The 18,120-nt window shown below is 65.8% G+C and carries 16 protein-coding genes; 10 read left to right on the forward strand and 6 right to left on the reverse strand.

All coding sequences use genetic code 11. The features are described from left to right. Positions 1-194 precede the first annotated feature (194 nt). Positions 195-1,664 (forward strand): PAS domain S-box protein, encoded by a 1,470-nt coding sequence (locus tag GA645_RS15190; RefSeq protein WP_152223846.1) that lies wholly within the window; start codon positions 195-197, stop codon positions 1,662-1,664. 634 nt (positions 1,665-2,298) lie between these two features. Here the strand turns inward: GA645_RS15190 and GA645_RS15195 are convergent. The 6 genes from GA645_RS15195 to paaN all read right to left on the reverse strand — a co-directional run bounded on the left by GA645_RS15195 (position 2,299) and on the right by paaN (position 9,010). Next, positions 2,299-3,789, reverse strand: coding sequence for an aldehyde dehydrogenase family protein (locus GA645_RS15195; RefSeq protein WP_152223847.1), 1,491 nt, complete (start codon positions 3,787-3,789; stop codon positions 2,299-2,301). Between the two features lie 50 nt (positions 3,790-3,839). Continuing rightward, positions 3,840-4,247, reverse strand: a complete 408-nt coding sequence (locus tag GA645_RS15200) for a cytochrome c family protein (RefSeq protein ID WP_152223848.1) — start codon at positions 4,245-4,247, stop codon at positions 3,840-3,842. 412 nt (positions 4,248-4,659) lie between these two features. After that, the gene (gene feaR, locus GA645_RS15205) at positions 4,660-5,574 is read right to left on the reverse strand and encodes a transcriptional regulator FeaR (protein WP_152223849.1); all 915 of its coding nucleotides are present in this window, start codon (positions 5,572-5,574) and stop codon (positions 4,660-4,662) included. Positions 5,575-5,713: 139 nt separating this feature from the next. After that, entirely contained in the window at positions 5,714-6,637 is a 924-nt protein-coding gene (gene paaX, locus GA645_RS15210; RefSeq protein ID WP_152223850.1) for a phenylacetic acid degradation operon negative regulatory protein PaaX, read from the reverse strand. 77 nt (positions 6,638-6,714) lie between these two features. After that, positions 6,715-7,314, reverse strand: a complete 600-nt coding sequence (gene paaY / locus GA645_RS15215) for a phenylacetic acid degradation protein PaaY (protein WP_152228122.1) — start codon at positions 7,312-7,314, stop codon at positions 6,715-6,717. 1 nt (position 7,315) lies between these two features. Next, positions 7,316-9,010: a phenylacetic acid degradation protein PaaN gene (gene paaN / locus GA645_RS15220; RefSeq protein WP_152223851.1), complete on the reverse strand. Its 1,695-nt coding sequence runs from the start codon at positions 9,008-9,010 to the stop codon at positions 7,316-7,318. Between the two features lie 404 nt (positions 9,011-9,414). Here paaN and paaF point away from each other — a divergent pair, with 404 nt between their 5' ends. From paaF to paaB, 9 genes are all read left to right on the forward strand, one after another. Next, positions 9,415-10,188, forward strand: a complete 774-nt coding sequence (gene paaF / locus GA645_RS15225; RefSeq protein ID WP_152223852.1) for a 2,3-dehydroadipyl-CoA hydratase PaaF — start codon at positions 9,415-9,417, stop codon at positions 10,186-10,188. Positions 10,189-10,232: 44 nt separating this feature from the next. Next, on the forward strand, positions 10,233-11,024 hold the full coding sequence (paaG, locus tag GA645_RS15230; protein WP_152223853.1) for a 2-(1,2-epoxy-1,2-dihydrophenyl)acetyl-CoA isomerase PaaG: 792 nt from the start codon (positions 10,233-10,235) through the stop codon (positions 11,022-11,024). 3 nt (positions 11,025-11,027) lie between these two features. Next, positions 11,028-12,545: a 3-hydroxyacyl-CoA dehydrogenase PaaH gene (gene paaH, locus GA645_RS15235; protein WP_152223854.1), complete on the forward strand. Its 1,518-nt coding sequence runs from the start codon at positions 11,028-11,030 to the stop codon at positions 12,543-12,545. Next, on the forward strand, positions 12,538-12,978 hold the full coding sequence (gene paaI / locus GA645_RS15240; RefSeq protein WP_152223855.1) for a hydroxyphenylacetyl-CoA thioesterase PaaI: 441 nt from the start codon (positions 12,538-12,540) through the stop codon (positions 12,976-12,978). Before paaH ends, paaI begins: the two co-directional genes overlap by 8 nt. A gap of 5 nt (positions 12,979-12,983) precedes the next feature. Continuing rightward, positions 12,984-14,189: a 3-oxoadipyl-CoA thiolase gene (gene pcaF, locus GA645_RS15245; RefSeq protein ID WP_218572380.1), complete on the forward strand. Its 1,206-nt coding sequence runs from the start codon at positions 12,984-12,986 to the stop codon at positions 14,187-14,189. Positions 14,190-14,362: 173 nt separating this feature from the next. Then, on the forward strand, positions 14,363-15,682 hold the full coding sequence (gene paaK, locus GA645_RS15250; RefSeq protein WP_152223857.1) for a phenylacetate--CoA ligase PaaK: 1,320 nt from the start codon (positions 14,363-14,365) through the stop codon (positions 15,680-15,682). A gap of 362 nt (positions 15,683-16,044) precedes the next feature. Beyond that, on the forward strand, positions 16,045-16,398 hold the full coding sequence (locus GA645_RS15255) for a DUF1428 domain-containing protein (RefSeq protein ID WP_152223858.1): 354 nt from the start codon (positions 16,045-16,047) through the stop codon (positions 16,396-16,398). A gap of 426 nt (positions 16,399-16,824) precedes the next feature. Beyond that, on the forward strand, positions 16,825-17,817 hold the full coding sequence (gene paaA / locus GA645_RS15260) for a 1,2-phenylacetyl-CoA epoxidase subunit PaaA (protein ID WP_152223859.1): 993 nt from the start codon (positions 16,825-16,827) through the stop codon (positions 17,815-17,817). Between the two features lie 17 nt (positions 17,818-17,834). Next, the gene (gene paaB / locus GA645_RS15265; RefSeq protein ID WP_152223860.1) at positions 17,835-18,116 is read left to right on the forward strand and encodes a 1,2-phenylacetyl-CoA epoxidase subunit PaaB; all 282 of its coding nucleotides are present in this window, start codon (positions 17,835-17,837) and stop codon (positions 18,114-18,116) included. The last annotated feature ends 4 nt before the right edge of the window (positions 18,117-18,120 follow it).

Genomic DNA, 18,120 nt, shown 5'->3' on the forward strand with positions numbered 1-18,120 from the left:
TTGTTGTTCTTCGTTCGGGCCATACCGCTTGGGCGGCGAGTGGGGCCAGTGTAGGGAGGGCAGCCAAAGCCCCTCTATTGGGGCGTGCAGCCCGACCACTAAGGGATTCCCCTAGCCCCGCGCTGGTAAATTCCAAGCGTCGCCGGATGCCCACTCGGGTATAACGGGCAGGTACACCGCAAGAGCCACGCCACATGCAGCCCGCCGAGAAAGACTTCCAGCAACTGATCGAAGCCATGCCGCTGTGCATCCTCCTGCACGACGCACAGACCAAGGAGATCCTCTGGGCCAACCGCGCCGCCCTGACGGTGCTGGGCTTTACCCTGGAGGAGCTGATCCCGCTGAAGGCGCCGGACATGACCAAGCACGCGCCGCAGTACCGCCGTTCGGTCGGTCTGCGCTGGCTGGAAGGCGCGGCGCGCACCGGCCAGCGCGCCATCGAGTGGTGCTATCGCTCCAAGCAGGGCGAGGAAATCCTCGCCGAGGCGGTCGCTACCCTGGTGCACCTGGCCGAGCGCGACGTGCTGATGGTGCAGTTCCGCGACATCTCCCGCGAGGAACAGGTCAAGCGCGACCTGAAGCGCACCGAGAGCCGCCTGCGCGCCTTCATGCAGGACCTGGCCGAGGGCGTGGTAGTGCTCGGCCCGAACGGCGACATCCGCTTCCTCAGCGAGTCGGCGGCGCGCCTGCTGGAAGGCGACGAACAGGCCCTGCTGGGCGAGAACTTCCTCGCCTGGTGCGACGAGCCCTCCCGCGAGCGCCTCGCCCCGCGCCTGGCGCTGGACCCATCCGATCGCGCGCCCTACAGCGTCTACTACCACCTGCAGCGGCGCGACGGCGAATGGCGCTGGCACCATGCGACCTGCCGCTACATCGAGATCGAGGACGACCTGGAAGGCCACCTGCTGCTGTTCCGCGACGTCACCGAACAGGTACGCGCCGAGGAGTCGCGCCGGCAGAGCGAACGCAAGCTGGAGTACCTGGCACGCTACAACGCCATGGGCGAGATGGCCGTCGCCATCGCCCACGAGCTGAGCCAGCCGCTGGCCGCGACACGCAACTTCATCGAGGGCACCCGCATCCGCCTCGCCCAGAAAGGCGAGATCGAGCCGTCGGTGGCCTGGGGCCTGGACAGCGCGGTGCGGCAGATCGAGCACGCCTCGGTGATCATCAAGAGCGTGCGCGAATACGTGGTGAAGCTGGAGCAGGCGGAACAGGTGGTCGACCTCAACGACCTGCTACACGAGACCCGCTACTTTATCAGCCTCAAGGCACAGGACGCCGGGGTGCGCCTGGAGGTGGAGCCCAGCGCCGAACCGCTGCGGGTGAGTTGCGAGAAGGTGCTGGTCGGCCAGGTGATCCTGAACCTGGCCTTCAACGCCATCGAGGAAATGGCCGACCTGCCGGCCGAGCGGCGCGTGCTGCGCATGCATACCCGCGTCAGCGACGGCAAGGCGCGGCTCTGCGTGGAGGACCGTGGCCGGGGTATCGACGCTGGCGCGCGGGAGAAGCTGTTCGACGGCTTCTTCAGTTCCAAGGTCAGCGGTAACGGGATTGGGCTTGCGCTGTGCAACAACATCATCGGCCGGCATCGGGGGGATATCTGGGCGGAGAACGTCGAGCCTTGCGGGACGATGTTCTGCTTTACCTTGCCGTTGGCCTGAGCGCTGCGAATTCCCTCTCCATCCGCGATGTACTTGCTTTCGTAGGGCGCATAACGCGTCAAGCGTTATCCGCCGTCTGGTTCGGAGTTCCTGCGCCGCTTCGGCGTGGGCTGAGAGAGTTTATTTCGCCCCCTCGGGCGAGTCCCTTTTGGGGCCCCAAAAGGAACCAAAAGGTCTTGCCCCTGCATCCGGTTTTTCGCTTAGGCGAAAAATTCCCTCGCTCCATCGAAGTTTCAGGGGCACGCGTCGACGGGCCATCCCTGGCCCGACGACGCTCTCGCGACATCCATGTCGCTCAACCCCTGAAACTCCGACTCCACTCGGCCTCCTGAAGGGGCGCTCCGGTGTGCACTGGGGTTTCTCTGGAAGTCTCCAGTGCAAAGCAAAAGCACAGCCTCTTGCTCCGCGCTGCTTCTGCTCTCGTAGGAGCGGAGCTTCTTCGCGAAGGCCCGCAACAGCACCCGCGTCGCAGGATGAACACCTGTAGGGCGAAGAACGCGCAGCGTTATCCGCCATGATGGGCATCGCTTCGTTCCACGCCATCCTGCGACTGCGGCTCCTACGGCTTTCATCCCCGCAAAAAAAACGGGCCCGAAGGCCCGCTGCTAAACGAGGGTGTTGCTCTCACCATCAATCAGTGCGCGATGCACACCGACTTGATCTCGGTATAGGCCTCGACCACCGCGCGGCCGAACTCGCGGCCCATGCCCGATTGCTTCACGCCGCCAAAGGGCATGCTCGGGTCGAGCAGCACGTGGGCATTGACCCACACGGTGCCGGACTCGATGCGCGGCACCAGGTTCATGGCCTTGTTCAGGTCATTGGTCCACAGGCTCGCGCCCAGGCCGTATTCGCTGTCGTTGGCCATCTCGATGGCCTCGTCGTCCTCGTCGAACGGCAGCACCGCCAGCACCGGGCCGAACACTTCGTCGCGGGCCACGGCCATCTGCATGGTCACATCGGCCAGCACGGTGGGCTGCACATAGAAGCCAGTGCCACCGACCTGCTCGCCACCACAGACGATGCGGGCGCCCTGCTCGCCGGCACGGGCAATGTGGTTGAGCACGCTGCGCTGCTGCTTGGCGGACACCAGCGGGTTGATCTGCGCGGTCGGGTCCATGCCCTCGCCCAGGCTCATGCCGGCGACCGCAGCAGCCAGCTTCTCGACGAACTCGTCGTAGCGCGAACGGTGCACGTAGAAGCGCGAGGCAGCGGCGCAGACCTGGCCGTTGTTCAGCAGGCCGCCGAGCAGCGCGCCCTGAACGGCGTTGTCGATGTTGGCGTCGGCGAGAACGACCATCGGGTTCTTGCCGCCCAGTTCCAGGGCGAAGCGGGTCATGTTCTGCACCGCGGCCAGGCCGACGCTGCGACCAACAGCGGTGGAACCGGTGAAGGACACCTTGTTCACCAGCTTGTGGCTGGCCAGGCCGCCACCGATGCGCGGGCCGTCGCCGGTGACCAGGTTGAACACCCCGGCCGGCACGCCGGCTTCGAAGGCCAGTTCGGCCAGGCGCAGGGCGGTCAGCGGGGTTTCCGAAGCAGGCTTGATCACCACGCTATTGCCGGTGGCCAGCGCCGGGATCAGCTTCCACACGGCGATCATCAGCGGGAAGTTCCACGGCACGATGCCGGCCACCACGCCCAGCGGCTCGCGGCGGGTGTAGGCGGTGAACTTGGCCCCCGGCGGCAGCGGGATGGAAACATTCAGCGACTGGCCTTCGATCTTGGTCGCCCAACCGGCCATGTAGCGCATGAACTCGACGGTGGCGCCCACGTCGAGCATGCGCGAGATGTTGATCGACTTGCCCTGGCTGAGGGTTTCCAGCTGGGCCAGCTCTTCGCCGTTCTTCTCCACCAGTTCGGCGAAGCGCAGCAGGATGCGCTCGCGGTCGGCCGGGCGCAGGTCGGCCCAGACGCGCGACTTGTAGGCCGCGTGGGCGGACTTCACCGCGCGGTCGAGCAGGTCGGTATCGATGTCGGCGACGCTGGAAATGGCATGGCCGGTGGCGGGGTTCAGCACGTCGGTGCGGGCACCCTCGGGCACCACCCAGGCACCGTCGATGAAGCAGCCATGGCGGCGGCTGAGGAATGCGCTTACCTGGGGCAGGATTTCAGTAGTGCTCATGTTCACTCCTGGCTGGAAGCGGGCCGCTGCGGCCCGTTCGGAAGAAAGGGTCAGTGCTGCTGGCTGAGCCAGCAGGTCACGGCGCGGCGCTCGGCGGCGTCGGCGAGGCCGGCGAACGGCATGTAGGTGCCGGGCACTGCGGACTGCGGCTGGGTGATGAAGGCGTCGAGGTTGTCGCGGTTCCAGGCGGCGCCTTTGGTCTTCATGGCCTCGGAATAGCTGAAGCCGGCCAGCGAGCCGGACATGCGCCCGACCACGCCATGCAGGTTGGGACCCATCATTCCGGGGCCGTCCTTCTGCGCCGAGTGGCAGACGGAGCAGTCGCGGGCGAATACGTTCTGGCCCTGCTCGGCTTCGGCGGCCGGGCAGGTATCGGCAGCAGCGACAGCGCACTGGGCGGCGGCCAGCGCCAGCAACAGTGCGCCGGCGGCGGCCTTGAGGGATTTGTGGAAGGACATCTGGCTCCACCTCGAAGCGGTCAGGCCGGCGCGGGAAACACGCCGGCACGCGCGAGGGATTCGCGCTTTTCGAGGGGGATTGTTACTGGCGCCAAAAAGGCGGGACTTTTTCTGTGTGCCAGTTGGTTTGGCGGGGGTGCCAAGAAGCGGGATATCCGGAGTCAGTCTCGGCGCCGCCATTCCCCTTGTAGGAGCGGGCCACGCCCGCGATTCGCGCGCATGGCGCGCTCCTACCCGGAAAACCAGACCGTAGGGCGCATGAAGCGGAACGCTTCATCCGCCGACAGGCGCTGACACCGAGGCTTCGGCGGATAACGCTGGCGCGTTATGCGCCCTACGGGTGCCACGCTCAAGCCTCAGCGTGGGCAATGACGCCGGTGAATCGGCGTACAACCGCGAACGGTCGTACGCCCTACTGCGCGTACCGCTTGCGGTACTCGCCCGGGGACACCCCGAAACGCGACTTGAATGCAGTGGAGAAGTAGCTGGAGTCCGAGAAGCCCCACGCATACCCCAGCGCCGACAGCTTCTGCTCGAAGTGCGCGTTGCGCAGCGACTCGGCGCAGAAGTCCAGGCGGCGGTTCTTGATGTACTGGGCGACGACCATGCCCTTCTTCGAGAACATCCGGTACAGGCCGCGCACGGAAACGCCGACCTCGCGGGCGATCAGTTCCGGGCAGAGTTCCTCGGCGCTGATGTGCTCGTCGATGAACGACACCGATTTGCGGAACATCCGCTCATGGCTGTCGCACTCGCTTTCCTGGGCACTGATCGCTGGGCGCAGCAGGCTGACCAGGGCGTCCAGGGTGGCCTCGCTTTCCTGCATGCCGATGCCATCGTGGCGGCTGACCTCGCCGACCATGCCGCTGGCCAGCGCGGCGATCGGTGCGCTGCCGGGAATGCGCGTCGCGCAGTTCACCGAGTTGATCCGCGCGCGCTCGAAGACCTGGCGCGGCAGGATCAGCGAGACCTGCCGGGCTTTCTCCAGGTAGGTCATGTTGCTCGGCAGGCTGGCGTCGATCAGGGTGATGTCGCCGCGCGAAAGCTCCACGCGGTTGTCGCCCTGCTCCAGGCGCGAGCGACCCTCCAGCTGGAACACGGCGTAATAGTTGTTGCTGCCACCGGCCGCGATTTCCTTGCTGGTCCGGTACAGGCTGATCTGCTCCAGTTCGACCTGGCTCAGCTTGATGGCGCCGCCCTGAAATTCCTTGAGCTCGCTACTGAATTCCGGCCCCAGGGGATGCGCGGCGAAACGCCCGCATGCCTGGTTGATCCGCGCCAGCCATGCCTCGAAGGCATCGCCGCGCACTTGGGTTGAGGTATTCATGACCAGCAAAGCCTCGCGCGTTCTTGTTGTTATCAGCGTCCGCCTCGATGGGCGGATCGACGTTGATCGATGTCAGGATCGATCACTTACCCTGCGCCGCCGATCGGTGACCCAGGGTAAGGCACTTTTCAGGCCAACATCACTTCAAGCCGCCGAAGCGACGGTAGAAGCTCTCGCCCACGTCCGGCAGCGGGCCGTCGGCGGTTTCCAGATTGCTGTTCAGCCACTCTTCCGCCTTGGCGAAGATCAGCCGGTAGATATTGCGACACAGCTGTCTCGCTGCACGCCCTTCCCAGTCGCCGGGCAGCAACTCATCCGGCAGCTGCGGGTCACGCAGCAGCAGCCGGCGGTATTCGTGGATCAGCAGGATGCGCGCCAGGAAGCAGTCCGACGGCTGCAGGTTGTCCTGCTCGCGCAATATCTGCCAGAGCGGGCGGAACAGGCGGATGAACTCGCTGTAGTGGCTCGCCAGCTCGTCGATGTTCCAGCTCTCGCGCACCTGCAGGCGCATGGCGCGGGAGGCCAGCACGTCCTGGCTATGGGTGTCGAAGATGATGCTGTCGTCCAGCGCTTCCAGGTCCTGCAGGGTCGTCACCAGGTCGGCGCGGTCGCCGCGCGGACAGGCCAGCACGGTCGGGGCGATGGCGCCGAAGCCCTGCCACTCCAGTTCCTCGCGTACCTGCTTGCGCTTGTCCGCCGACAGCTGGGAGAGCATCACCAGGGTCCAGGCACCGTCCCAGGCCGGCAGGCTGGAGCTGTACACCCGCTTGAAGGCCTTCTCGAAACGCCGCCGGCCGGTGCCGGTGAGGCTGTAGTAGCTGCGCCGGCCGACCTTCTCGGCGGTCAGCCAGTCTTCCTTGGTCAGGCGGAAGATCGAGGTGCGGATCAGCCGCTCGTTGATGCCGATGGGCTCCAGCAGGTTGATCAGGCTACCCAGCCAGACGGTGCCGCCGTGGGGTTCGATGGCATCGCCATAAAGGGTGATGATCAGCGAACTGGCACGGATCGGTGTCTGTTCCTGGAAGCGGGTGATCAGCTGGTTCAGCGGTGCAAGGGCAGTCATGGTCTGGCTGGGAGCGGACAAAGGCCCGACTATACCCGCCCGCCGGGCCGCCTTGCCATTGGTGTTAACCCCAGTGATCATTGGGGTTTGTTCCCTTTGGGGCGAACCCCGGAGTCGCCCATGCGCGGGCGATCGGCCTCCACTTCCGCCAGAGGTGCGCACTCCACCAGGCTCGCCAGGCAGCGCCGCGCCAGTTCCTGGTACTCACGGGTGCCGCGTTGCTTCCAGGACACTTCCTCTTCGCTGAGCGGGCGCTTCACCACCGCCGGCGCGCCCATCAGCAGGCTCTGCGGCGGGCATTCGAAACCGGCCTTGACGAAGGCGGCGGCGGAAACGATGGAACGCTCGCCAATCCGCGCGTTGTCCATCACCACGGCGTTCATCCCTACCAGCGAATCGGCGCCGATCACACAACCGTGCAGCACCGCGCCGTGGCCGATGTGGCCATTGCGCTCGACCACGGTGTCGCTGTTCGGGAAACCGTGCATCACGCAGGTATCCTGCAGGTTCGCCCCTTCTTCGAGGATGATCCGCCCAAAATCGCCGCGCAGTGACGCCAGCGGGCCAATATAGCAGCCCGGACCGACGATCACGTCACCGATCAGTACGGCGGTCGGATGAACATAGGCGGTCGGATGCACCACGGGGGTGATTCCTTCCAGGCTGTAGCACGGCATCTCAGGCGCCCTCCAGCGGAGCATGGCGACGGCTCTGCACCACCACGAAGCGGCGCGTCACGAAGGCGTCGTCGGTGATCGATGCATTCGCCGTCGGGTTGCCGCCGGTGGCGTGGAAATCGCTGAAGGCGGCCGATTGATTGACGAATACGCCGCCGTCGAGGTTCACCGACAGCGACACGGCCATATCCTGGGCGAAAGTTTCCGCGCGGTCGAGGAATTCGCCGTCGGTGGAGTAGACGCCGAGGGTCATGGCGCCCTTCTCTTTCAGGACTTCCCCGGCCACCTGCAGGCTGTGGGCGCTGTCATCGGTGGCGATGACGAAGGCGATCGGGCCGAAGCGCTCCTCGCCGAAGGCGGCACGCTCACTGGCATCCACCTTGAGCAGCAGCGGCGTACGCACGCGGGCGCCGGGGAACTGCGGGTGTTCGCGGCTCTCGCTGTCGAGCAGGACTTCACCCAGCGCGCGGCAGGCAAGGATGCGTTCGGCGGTCGCTTCGGACTGGATCGCACCGAGCACGCCACAGGCACGCTCGTTGTCTGAGAGGAAGCCACGCACGGCACCGGCCAGCGCCTGGGCGACCTCGTCGAAGCTGACGTGCTCCTCGCCATTGCGAATGCCGCCGCGCGGCACATAGATGGCCTGGGTGGTGGTGCACATCTGCCCGGAATACAGGCTGAGGCTGAAAGCCAGGTTGCGCACCACCGCCTTGAGGTCCCGCACGCTGTCGATGATCACCGTATTGACGCCGGCCTTCTCGGTGAACACCTGGGCCTGGCGGGCGTTGTCTTCCAGCCAGTTGCCGAAGGCGCTGGAGCCGGTGAAATCGACCAGCTTCACGCGGGGATCGAGTGCCAGCGCCTGGCTGACCGGGGCCTCGGCGGCATCCACCACTAGGCTGACCAGCGTCGGATCGAAGCCCAGTTCGCCGAGCACGTCCTGAGCGATCTTGACGCTCATCGCCACCGGCAGGACTGCCGCCGGGTGCGGCTTGACCAGCACCGGGTTGCCGGTGACCAGGCTGGCGAACAGGCCCGGATAGGTGTTCCAGGTCGGGAAGGTGGCGCAGCCGATCACCAGCGCCAGGCCGCGCGGGACGATATGCCAGCGCTTGTCCATCACCAGCGGCTCGGCCTTGCCCTGGGGCTTGGTCCAGCAGGCGGTTTCCGGCACGTCGGCCATCGCGCGCCAGGCGTAGGCCAGCGCTTCCAGGGCACGGTCCTGCGCGTGGGCGCCGCCGGCCTGGAAGGCCATCATGTAGCCCTGCCCGCTGGTGTGCATCACCGCGTGGGCCATGGTCGGGCTCAACGCGGCGAGACGCTGGACGATCTCCAGGCAGGCGCCGACGCGCGCCTTCGCCCCGGCATCGCGCCAGGCCGGCAGGGCCTGTTGCTGGCGGCTCAACAATTCATTGGTGTCGTACTGGTCGTAGGTCACGCCCAGATCGAAGCCATAGGGCGAGCGCTCGGCGCCGGCGCGGCCCACGGCGTTCGGGCCCTGCAACTGGAAATGACGGTTGAGCAAACCCTCGAACGCTGCCTGGGCGCCCTTCACCGACTCCTCCGGATACTGCTTGAGGCTTTCCCCATGGGGCGACCAGTAGTCGCGGCGGGCGATGGCTTCCACGGCGCGTTCGAGGGTGGCGCGGTGATGCTCGAACAGTTCGAGGGCGGAGGCCTGGGCGGCGGACGACATGGGGCGTTCCTCTTCTAGTAGTTGTGGCGGTGCATGCAGCGCAAGAGACCAGATACTTCGCAAAGCGATTAGATTGCTTGCGAATTTTGTATCACATCATTTTAAAACAGGAAAGCACCACACGCCGTATCGCTTTCACTGATCACCCACAGCGCTGCCGACAAACGGCGACAACAGCTGAAACCCCTGTTAATACTGACCTGAGTCTTGAAGCGCGCCTTGTGGATCATCCTCATGCCGCCTCATTATAGGACACATAAATACATTTCATACTTGTTGTTCTGTATCGCTTTAGGCATATACTGCGGAAAACCCGGGAGAGCCTCGCCTACCGCGCAGGGCCTACCCGAGATTCCAACAATGAGCCGGCCACGAAGCCGTGCGTGCAGCCTGAGGACGATGCCATGCCTCGCACCCTTGCCGTTCAGATGCCTGAAGCGGGCGTCCGCCTGATCACCCTGCAGCGCCCCGAGGCGCTCAATGCACTGAACACCGAACTGCTTGGCGAACTGGCCGCCGAACTCGATGCCGCCGAGCAGGACAGCGAAACCCGCGCCGTGGTGCTGACCGGCAGTCGCAAGGCTTTTGCTGCCGGCGCCGATATCAAGGAAATGGCCGAGCGCGATCTGGTCGGCATCCTCAACGACCCCCGCGTCGGCTACTGGCAGCGCATCGCCGCCTTCTCCAAACCGCTGATCGCCGCCGTCAACGGTTTCGCCCTGGGCGGCGGCTGCGAGCTGGCGATGCACGCCGATATCCTCGTCGCCGGCGAAGACGCCCGCTTCGGCCAGCCGGAGATCAACCTCGGCATCATGCCCGGCGCTGGCGGCACCCAACGCCTGCTGCGCGCCGTGGGCAAACCGCTGGCGATGCAGATGGTGCTCACCGGCGAAGCCATCGACGCCCGCCACGCCCAGCGCGCCGGTCTGGTCAGCGAAGTCACCCAACCCGAATTCACCGTCGAGCGCGCCCTGCAGATCGCCCGCAGCATTGCCGCCAAGGCCCCGCTGGCCGTGCGTCTGGCCAAGGAAGCGCTGCTCAAGGCACAAGACACCGATCTGGCCAGCGGCCTGCGCTTCGAGCGCCACGCCTTCACCCTGCTGGCCGGCACCGCCGACCGCGACGAAGGCATCTGCGCCTTCCAGGAAAAGCGCAAGCCTGCCTATCAAGGCCGCTGAGCGTCAGCCCTCCTTTTCTGCCCATTGATGGAGCGAGTCCGCCCATGAACTTCGAGCACATCCTGTTTTCCATCGAGGACGGCGTCGCCCTCCTCAGCCTGAACCGCCCGGAGCAACTCAACAGCTTCAACGCCGCCATGCATGGCGAAGTGCGCGAGGCGCTCAAGCAGGTTCGCCAGAGCCCCGAGGCTCGTGTCCTGCTGCTGACCGGCGAAGGCCGCGGCTTCTGCGCGGGCCAGGACCTGTCCGACCGCAACGTCGCCCCCGGCGCGGAAGTGCCCGATCTCGGCCAGTCCATCGAGCAGTTCTACAACCCGCTGATCCGCACCCTGCGCGACCTGCCGCTGCCGGTGATCTGCGCGGTCAACGGCGTGGCCGCCGGCGCCGGCGCGAACATCCCGCTGGCCTGCGACCTGGTACTGGCGGCACGTTCGGCCAGCTTCATCCAGGCCTTCTGCAAGATCGGCCTGATCCCCGATTCCGGCGGCACCTGGACCCTGCCGCGCCTGGTCGGCATGGCCCGCGCCAAGGCGCTCGCGCTGCTGGGCAATCGCCTGACCGCCGAACAGGCCGAGCAATGGGGCCTGATCTACCAGGTGGTGGATGACGCCAACCTGCGTGAGGAAGCCCTCAAGCTCGCCCGCCACCTGGCCACCCAGCCGACCTACGGCCTGGCCCTGATCAAGCGCAGCCTCAACGCCAGCCTGAACAACAGCTTCGACGAGCAGCTGGAGCTGGAGCGCGACCTGCAGCGCCTGGCCGGCCGCAGCGAGGACTACCGCGAGGGCGTGTCCGCCTTCATGGAAAAACGCACCCCCAGCTTCAAGGGTCGCTGATCGATGAGCGCACTTTCGAAAGATGCAAAAGTCGCGGTGATCGGTGCCGGCGCCATGGGCGCGGGCATCGCCCAGGTCGCCGCCCAGTCCGGTCACCCGGTCAAGCTCTACGACAACCGCCCCGGCGCCGCCGCCCAGGCCATCGACGGCATCGACCGCCAGCTCGGCCGCCTGGTGGAGAAAGGCAAGCTCGACGCCGATGCCCGCAGCGCCATCGTCGCCCGCCTGCAGCCGGTGGAAGCCATCGAGGCGCTGGCCGATTCCAAGCTGGTGATCGAGGCCATCGTCGAGAACCTGGAGGTCAAGCGCAGCCTGTTCCAGCAGCTGGAAGGGCTGTGCGCCGAGGACTGCATCCTCGCCAGCAACACGTCATCGCTGTCCATCACCAGCCTGGCCGCCGGCCTCAAGCGTCCTCAGCAAGTGGTCGGCATGCACTTCTTCAACCCGGCGCCGCTGATGGCGCTGGTGGAGGTTGTCTCCGGCCTCGCCACCGATCCGGCGCTGGCCGACAGCCTGTATGCCACATCGCTGGCCTGGGGCAAGAAGCCGGTTCACACCAAGTCCACGCCCGGCTTCATCGTCAACCGCGTGGCGCGCCCCTTCTATGCTGAAAGCCTGCGCCTGCTGCAGGAAGGCGCCGCCGACTGCACCACGCTGGATGCGCTGATGCGCGACGCCGGTGGCTTCCGCATGGGCGCCTTCGAGCTGACCGACCTCATCGGCCATGACGTCAACTACGCCGTCACCTGCTCGGTGTTCGCCGCCTATTACGGCGACTTCCGCTTCCAGCCCTCGCTGATCCAGAAGGAGCTGGTGGACGCCGGCCGCCTCGGCCGCAAGAGCGGCCAGGGCTTCTATGACTACACCGAAGGCGCCGAGCGCCCGCAGCCGGCGAACCTGAGCAGCAGTGCCAGCGTCACCTCCTGCGCACTGGAAGGTGATCTGGGCGTCGCCCAGCCGCTGGTGCAGCGCCTGAAAGAAGCCGGCATCGAAATCACCCAGCGCGCCGGCAGTGGCCTGCTGCGCGTGGGCGACGCGGTGATTGCCCTGTCCGACGGCCGCCTCGCCAGCCAGCGCGCCAAGGAAGACGGCCTGCGCAATCTGGTGCTGATCGACCTCGCACTGGATTACGCCAAGGCGTCGCGCCTGGGCATCTCCGCCTCGGCGGACACCACGACCGCAGCGCTCGATCAGGTCGTCGCCCTGCTGGCCAGGGCCGGCATCGCCGCCTGCCGCCTGAGCGACACCCCCGGCCTCGCCGTGCTGCGCACCGTCGCCATGCTCGCCAACGAAGGCGCTGATGCCGTGCTGCAAGGCGTCGGCAGCGCCGGCGACATCGACCTCGCCATGCGTGCCGGGGTGAACTACCCGAAGGGCCCATTGGCCTGGGCCGGGCAGATCGGCATCGGCAACGTGCTGCGCGTGCTCGACAACCTGCAGGCCGCCTACGGCGAGGACCGTTATCGCCCGTCCCTGCTGCTGCGCCGCCTGCACGCCGAAGGAAGGACTTTCCATGAGTGACGCCACCCAGCTGGCCCGCGCCTGCGCGGAAGCCATGTACGAGCGCGATCAGGCGACCCGCCGCATGGGCATCCAGCTGCTGGACGCCGGCCCGGGCAGCGCCAAGCTGTCGATGCGCGTGCGCGAGGACATGATCCAGGGCCACGGCACCTGCCACGGCGGCTACCTGTTCGCCCTCGCCGACTCAGCGTTCGCCTTCGCCTGCAACAGCTACAACGACGCCACCGTCGCCATCGGCTGCAGCATCGATTACGTGGCACCGGCCCGCGAAGGCGACGAGCTGGTCGCCAGCGCCTTCGAGCAGAGCCGCAGCGGCCGCACCGGCAACTACGACGTGCGCATCGAGAATTCCCAGGGCCAGCTGATCGCCCTGTTCCACGGCAAATCCTACAAAGTGCGCGGCACCGTGCTGGCGCAGGAGACCTCCGCATGACCGATATGACCGACGCCCTGATCATCGACGCGGTGCGTACGCCCATCGGCCGCTACGCCGGCGCCCTGTCCGGCGTGCGCGCCGACGACCTCGCGGCGATCCCGATGAAGGCCCTGATGCAGCGCCACCCGGAGCTGGACTGGAGCGCCATCGACGACGTGATCTTCGGCTGCGCCAACCAGGCCGGCGAAGACAACCGCAACGTCGCCCACATGGCCTCGCTGCTGGCCGGCCTGCCGGTGAGCGTGCCCGGCACCACCCTCAACCGCCTGTGCGGCTCCGGCCTGGACGCCGTGGGCAGCGCCGCGCGCGCCCTGCGCTGTAACGAAGCCGGGCTGATCCTGGCCGGTGGTGTGGAATCCATGTCCCGCGCGCCTTTCGTGATGGGCAAGTCCGAGCAGGCCTTCGGCCGCAGCGCGGAGATCTTCGACACCACCATCGGCTGGCGCTTCGTCAACAAACTGATGAAGAACCAGTTCGGCATCGACTCCATGCCCGAGACGGCGGAGAACGTCGCCGAGCAGTTCAACATCAGCCGCGCCGACCAGGATGCCTTCGCCCTGCGCAGCCAGCACAAGGCCGCCGCCGCCCAGGCCAACGGCCGTCTGGCGAAGGAAATCGTCCCAGTGGAAATTCCCCAGCGCAAAGGCCCGGCCAAAGTGGTCGAGCAGGATGAGCATCCGCGCGGTGATACCACCCTGGAACAACTGGCCAAACTCGGCACGCCGTTCCTCGAAGGCGGCAGCGTCACCGCTGGCAACGCCTCGGGCGTCAACGACGGCGCCTGCGCGCTGCTGATGGCGACCCCGGCCGCCGCCGCGCGCCACGGCCTGAAGGCCCGCGCCCGCGTGGTGGCCATGGCCACCGCCGGCGTCGAGCCGCGCATCATGGGCATCGGCCCGGTGCCGGCGACCCGCAAGGTGCTGGAGCTGGCCGGCCTGTCGCTCAACGACATGGACGTGATCGAGCTGAACGAAGCCTTCGCCGCCCAGGGCCTCGCGGTCCTGCGCGAACTGGGTCTGGCGGACGACGACGCGCGGGTGAACCCCAACGGCGGCGCCATCGCCCTTGGCCATCCGCTGGGCATGAGCGGCGCGCGCCTGGTCACCACCGCCCTGCACGAACTGGAAGAACGCGGCGGCCGCTACGCCCTGTGCACCATGTGCATCGGCGTCGGCCAGGGCATCGCGCTGATCATCGAACGGATCTGAATCAACGGAAGGCTCGAACCCCGCACCGCCAGTCGCGAAACCCGCAGCCTGGCAGGCAGAGCAAAGTCTCTGACAGGGATTCGAAGCCTTCCGCGAACGGGGGCGTTATCCTGCTCCCATGACACTCGCAGCCCGCACCCGGGCTGGCGTACAAGAACAAATCGAGTGAACCCATGAACATGTACCATGATGCCGAACGTGCCCTGCTTGACCCGATGGAAACCGCCAGTGTCGACGAGCTGCGCCAGCACCAGCTGGAGCGCCTGCGCTGGAGCCTCAAGCACGCCTACGAAAACGTCCCGCTGTACCGCCAGCGTTTCGACGCGGCGGGCGTCCACCCGGACGACCTGAACTCCCTGGACGACCTGGCGAAGTTCCCCTTCACCAGCAAGAACGACCTGCGCGACAACTACCCCTACGGCATGTTCGCCGTGCCGCAGAGCGAGATCGTGCGCCTGCACGCCTCCAGCGGCACCACCGGCAAGCCCACGGTGGTCGGCTACACGCAGAACGACATCGACACCTGGGCCAACGTGGTCGCCCGCTCCATCCGCGCCGCCGGCGGCCGCAAGGGTGACAAGGTGCACGTGTCCTACGGCTACGGCCTGTTCACCGGCGGCCTGGGCGCCCACTACGGTGCCGAGCGCCTGGGCTGCACCGTGATCCCGATGTCCGGCGGCCAGACCGAGAAGCAGGTCCAGCTGATCCGCGACTTCCAGCCGGACATCATCATGGTCACCCCGTCCTACATGCTCAACATCGCCGACGAGATCGAGCGCCAGGGCGTCGACCCGCACAGCCTCAAACTGCGCCTGGGCATCTTCGGCGCCGAGCCGTGGACCGCCGAGCTGCGCCGCGCCGTGGAAGAACGCATGGGCATCACCGCCCTGGACATCTACGGCCTCTCGGAAATCATGGGTCCGGGCGTAGCCATGGAATGCGCCGAGACCAAGGACGGCCCGACCGTCTGGGAAGACCACTTCTACCCCGAGATCATCGACCCGGCGACCGGCGCCGTGCTGCCCGACGGCGAATACGGCGAGCTGGTGTTCACCTCGCTGTCCAAGGAAGCGCTGCCGATGATCCGCTACCGCACCCGCGACCTGACCCGCCTGCTGCCGGGCACCGCGCGGCCGATGCGGCGCATTGACAAGATCACCGGGCGCAGCGACGACATGCTGATCATCCGCGGGGTGAACGTGTTCCCGACGCAGATCGAGGAGCAGGTGCTGAAGATCAAGCAGCTCGCCGAGTGCTACGAGATCCACCTGCACCGCAACGGCAACCTCGACTGCATCGACGTCCACGTCGAACTGCGTCATGACCTGCAGAACCTGTCGGCGGACGAGCAGAAAGCCATCGGCAACGAGCTGGGCAAGCAGATCAAGACCCACATCGGAGTCAGCGCGCGGGTGCTGGTGCAGCCGAGCCATAGCCTCAAGCGTTCGGAAGGCAAGGCCTGCCACGTTTACGACAACCGGCCGAAAGGCTGAGGGTCTGCGTGATCGAAAAGCCCCGCTTCGGCGGGGCTTTTTGTTTTTCGTAGGAGCGTGCTTGCTCGCGAAGCCTTTTGACGCCTGCTTTGCCGGCGGATCGCGGGCGGCCCGCTCCTACAGGGGAGCTCGGGAGGTAGCGTGTAGGAGCTGGCGATGCCTTCGACAGCCCGAGCGCTGGAGTAGTGGAGTTGACCCCGGTTCGCGAGCAAGCTCGCTCCTGCATTCGCTCTCAGAACCCTACCTCTAACCGACCACCCGTCGCCCCACCACCCTTCCCTGTCGATCTCCCACCCCGCCCCTCGACTATTCCTCAAAGGCAAACGGCATCCGGCCGCACGCCCAATCGCAGGAGATGAACGATGACCTATGTCGAAGGCTTCCTCGTACCGGTACCCACCGCCCGCCGCGAGCGCTACATAGAGGTGGCGCGCAAGGCCGCGGCGCTGTTCAAGGAGCATGGCGCGCTCGGCGTCGTCGAATGCTGGGGTGACGACGTGCCCGAGGGCAAGGTGACCTCCTTCCCCATGGCGGTGAAGCTCAAGGAGGACGAGACCGTGGTGTTCTCCTGGATCACCTGGCCCAGCAAGGAAGCGCGGGACGCGGGCATGAAGAAGTTCATGGAGGACCCACGGATGAAAACCGAATTCAACGACATGCCCTTCGACGGGCAGCGCATGATCTTCGGTGGCTTCCAGGTGATAGTCCAAGCCTGACGCCCTCTGGCTTTTCGTAGGAGCGAGCTTGCTCGCGAACCGCCCAACTCCATAGCCGCCGGAAAGCATGGTTCGCGAGCAAGCTCACTCCTACAAAATCCACACAATCAACCGAACTTATTAATTAATAGAAATACATTTCCGTATCACTTCGTCGCCTTTTCAGCTCAGAACCGCCCACCGCCCACTCGCAACAACAGCACAGACAATCTCCACACGTTACCAGCACATACAAGGCAAATAGCCAACTTTATCGCTGAAAATCCGCCTTTTTACGCCAACCAAACGGCTCGAAAACCTGCCAAAGCGATACAAAATCCAATTACGACACATCATTTAGTGTTAGACATTCATTTCTGTATCATTTAAAAATACAGCCATGGCCAAGGCCGTCCCACGAACAAGACAAAAGGCTGGAGACACAGCATGTACGCACAACTGGTTGAGACCGGCGTGAAGCGCATCAAAGCGCTGGACGAGATGTCCCCCGAGGAGCGCGCCTTCCAGGAAAAGATCGACGCGGAGATCAAGATCGAGGCGAAGAACTGGATGCCCGACGCCTACCGCCAGACACTGATCCGGCAGATTTCCCAGCACGCCCACTCCGAGATCGTCGGCATGCTGCCCGAGGGCAACTGGGTGACCCGCGCACCGACCCTCAAGCGCAAGCTGCAGCTGATGGCGAAGATCCAGGACGAAGCCGGCCACGGCCTCTACCTCTACAGCGCGATGGAAACCCTGGGCGCTGACCGTGACGCCGAGATCGCCAAGCTGCATGCTGGCCGCGCCAAGTACTCGAGCATCTTCAACTACCCGACGCTGAACTGGGCCGACATGGGCGCGGTAGGCTGGCTGGTGGATGGCGCCGCCATCGTCAACCAGGTGGTGCTGCAGCGCACCTCCTACGGCCCCTACTCCCGCGCGATGATCCGCATCTGCAAGGAAGAAAGCTTCCACCAGCGCCAGGGCTACGAAATCCTCTTGACCATGATGCGCCACGGCAATCAGGCGCAGAAGGACATGGTCCAGGACGCCATCAACCGCCTCTGGTGGCCGGCCCTGATGATGTTCGGCCCGAGCGACGCCGACTCCCCCAACAGCGCCCAGTCCATGGCCTGGAAGATCAAGCGGCAGAGCAACGACGAGCTGCGCCAGCGCTTCGTCGACCAGACCGTGCCGCAGCTGGAACTGCTCGGCTGCACCGCCCCGGACCCGGACCTGAAGTGGAACGAGGAACGCGGCCACTACGACTTCGGCGACATCCAGTGGGAAGAATTCTACGAAGTGCTCAAGGGCAACGGCCCGTGCAACACCGAGCGCGTCGCCACCCGCCGCAAGGCCATCGAAGACGGCGCCTGGGTCCGCGAAGCCGCAGTCGCCTACGCCCGCAAACAACAACAGAAACGCGACGCCGCCTGAGCTGCGAGGAGAACACCATGAGTGAGTGGACCCTTTTTGAAGTTTTTGTCCGTAGCAAGCACGGCCTGAACCACAAGCACGTTGGCAGCGTCCACGCCGCCGACGCCGCCATGGCCATCAAGAACGCCCGCGAGCTGTACACCCGGCGCAACGAAGGCGTGAGCCTGTGGGTCGTGCCCTCCGCGCTGATCACTGCCTCCTCCCCCGACGAGAAGGACCCGCTGTTCGACCCGTCCCAGGACAAGGTCTACCGCCACGCCAGCTTCTACGAGCTGCCGCCCGAAGTCGGCCACATGTGAGACG

Origin of the sequence: Pseudomonas sp. SCB32 (assembly GCF_009189165.1) — a bacterium.
Taxonomy (GTDB): Bacteria; Pseudomonadota; Gammaproteobacteria; order Pseudomonadales; family Pseudomonadaceae; genus Pseudomonas.

What these genes read in the sequence shown, in the direction of transcription:
- paaY (WP_152228122.1), bottom strand. Translation starts at nt 7,314, where the DNA reads ATGCCGTGCTACAGCCTGGAAGGAATCACCCCCGTGGTGCATCCGACC.
- GA645_RS15200 (WP_152223848.1), bottom strand. Translation starts at nt 4,247, where the DNA reads ATGTCCTTCCACAAATCCCTCAAGGCCGCCGCCGGCGCACTGTTGCTG.
- paaI (WP_152223855.1), top strand. Translation starts at nt 12,538, where the DNA reads ATGAGTGACGCCACCCAGCTGGCCCGCGCCTGCGCGGAAGCCATGTAC.
- paaN (WP_152223851.1), bottom strand. Translation starts at nt 9,010, where the DNA reads ATGTCGTCCGCCGCCCAGGCCTCCGCCCTCGAACTGTTCGAGCATCAC.
- paaF (WP_152223852.1), top strand. Translation starts at nt 9,415, where the DNA reads ATGCCTCGCACCCTTGCCGTTCAGATGCCTGAAGCGGGCGTCCGCCTG.
- paaB (WP_152223860.1), top strand. Translation starts at nt 17,835, where the DNA reads ATGAGTGAGTGGACCCTTTTTGAAGTTTTTGTCCGTAGCAAGCACGGC.
- GA645_RS15190 (WP_152223846.1), top strand. Translation starts at nt 195, where the DNA reads ATGCAGCCCGCCGAGAAAGACTTCCAGCAACTGATCGAAGCCATGCCG.
- paaK (WP_152223857.1), top strand. Translation starts at nt 14,363, where the DNA reads ATGAACATGTACCATGATGCCGAACGTGCCCTGCTTGACCCGATGGAA.
- paaG (WP_152223853.1), top strand. Translation starts at nt 10,233, where the DNA reads ATGAACTTCGAGCACATCCTGTTTTCCATCGAGGACGGCGTCGCCCTC.
- paaH (WP_152223854.1), top strand. Translation starts at nt 11,028, where the DNA reads ATGAGCGCACTTTCGAAAGATGCAAAAGTCGCGGTGATCGGTGCCGGC.
- GA645_RS15195 (WP_152223847.1), bottom strand. Translation starts at nt 3,789, where the DNA reads ATGAGCACTACTGAAATCCTGCCCCAGGTAAGCGCATTCCTCAGCCGC.
- paaA (WP_152223859.1), top strand. Translation starts at nt 16,825, where the DNA reads ATGTACGCACAACTGGTTGAGACCGGCGTGAAGCGCATCAAAGCGCTG.
- pcaF (WP_218572380.1), top strand. Translation starts at nt 12,984, where the DNA reads ATGACCGACGCCCTGATCATCGACGCGGTGCGTACGCCCATCGGCCGC.
- paaX (WP_152223850.1), bottom strand. Translation starts at nt 6,637, where the DNA reads ATGACTGCCCTTGCACCGCTGAACCAGCTGATCACCCGCTTCCAGGAA.
- feaR (WP_152223849.1), bottom strand. Translation starts at nt 5,574, where the DNA reads ATGAATACCTCAACCCAAGTGCGCGGCGATGCCTTCGAGGCATGGCTG.
- GA645_RS15255 (WP_152223858.1), top strand. Translation starts at nt 16,045, where the DNA reads ATGACCTATGTCGAAGGCTTCCTCGTACCGGTACCCACCGCCCGCCGC.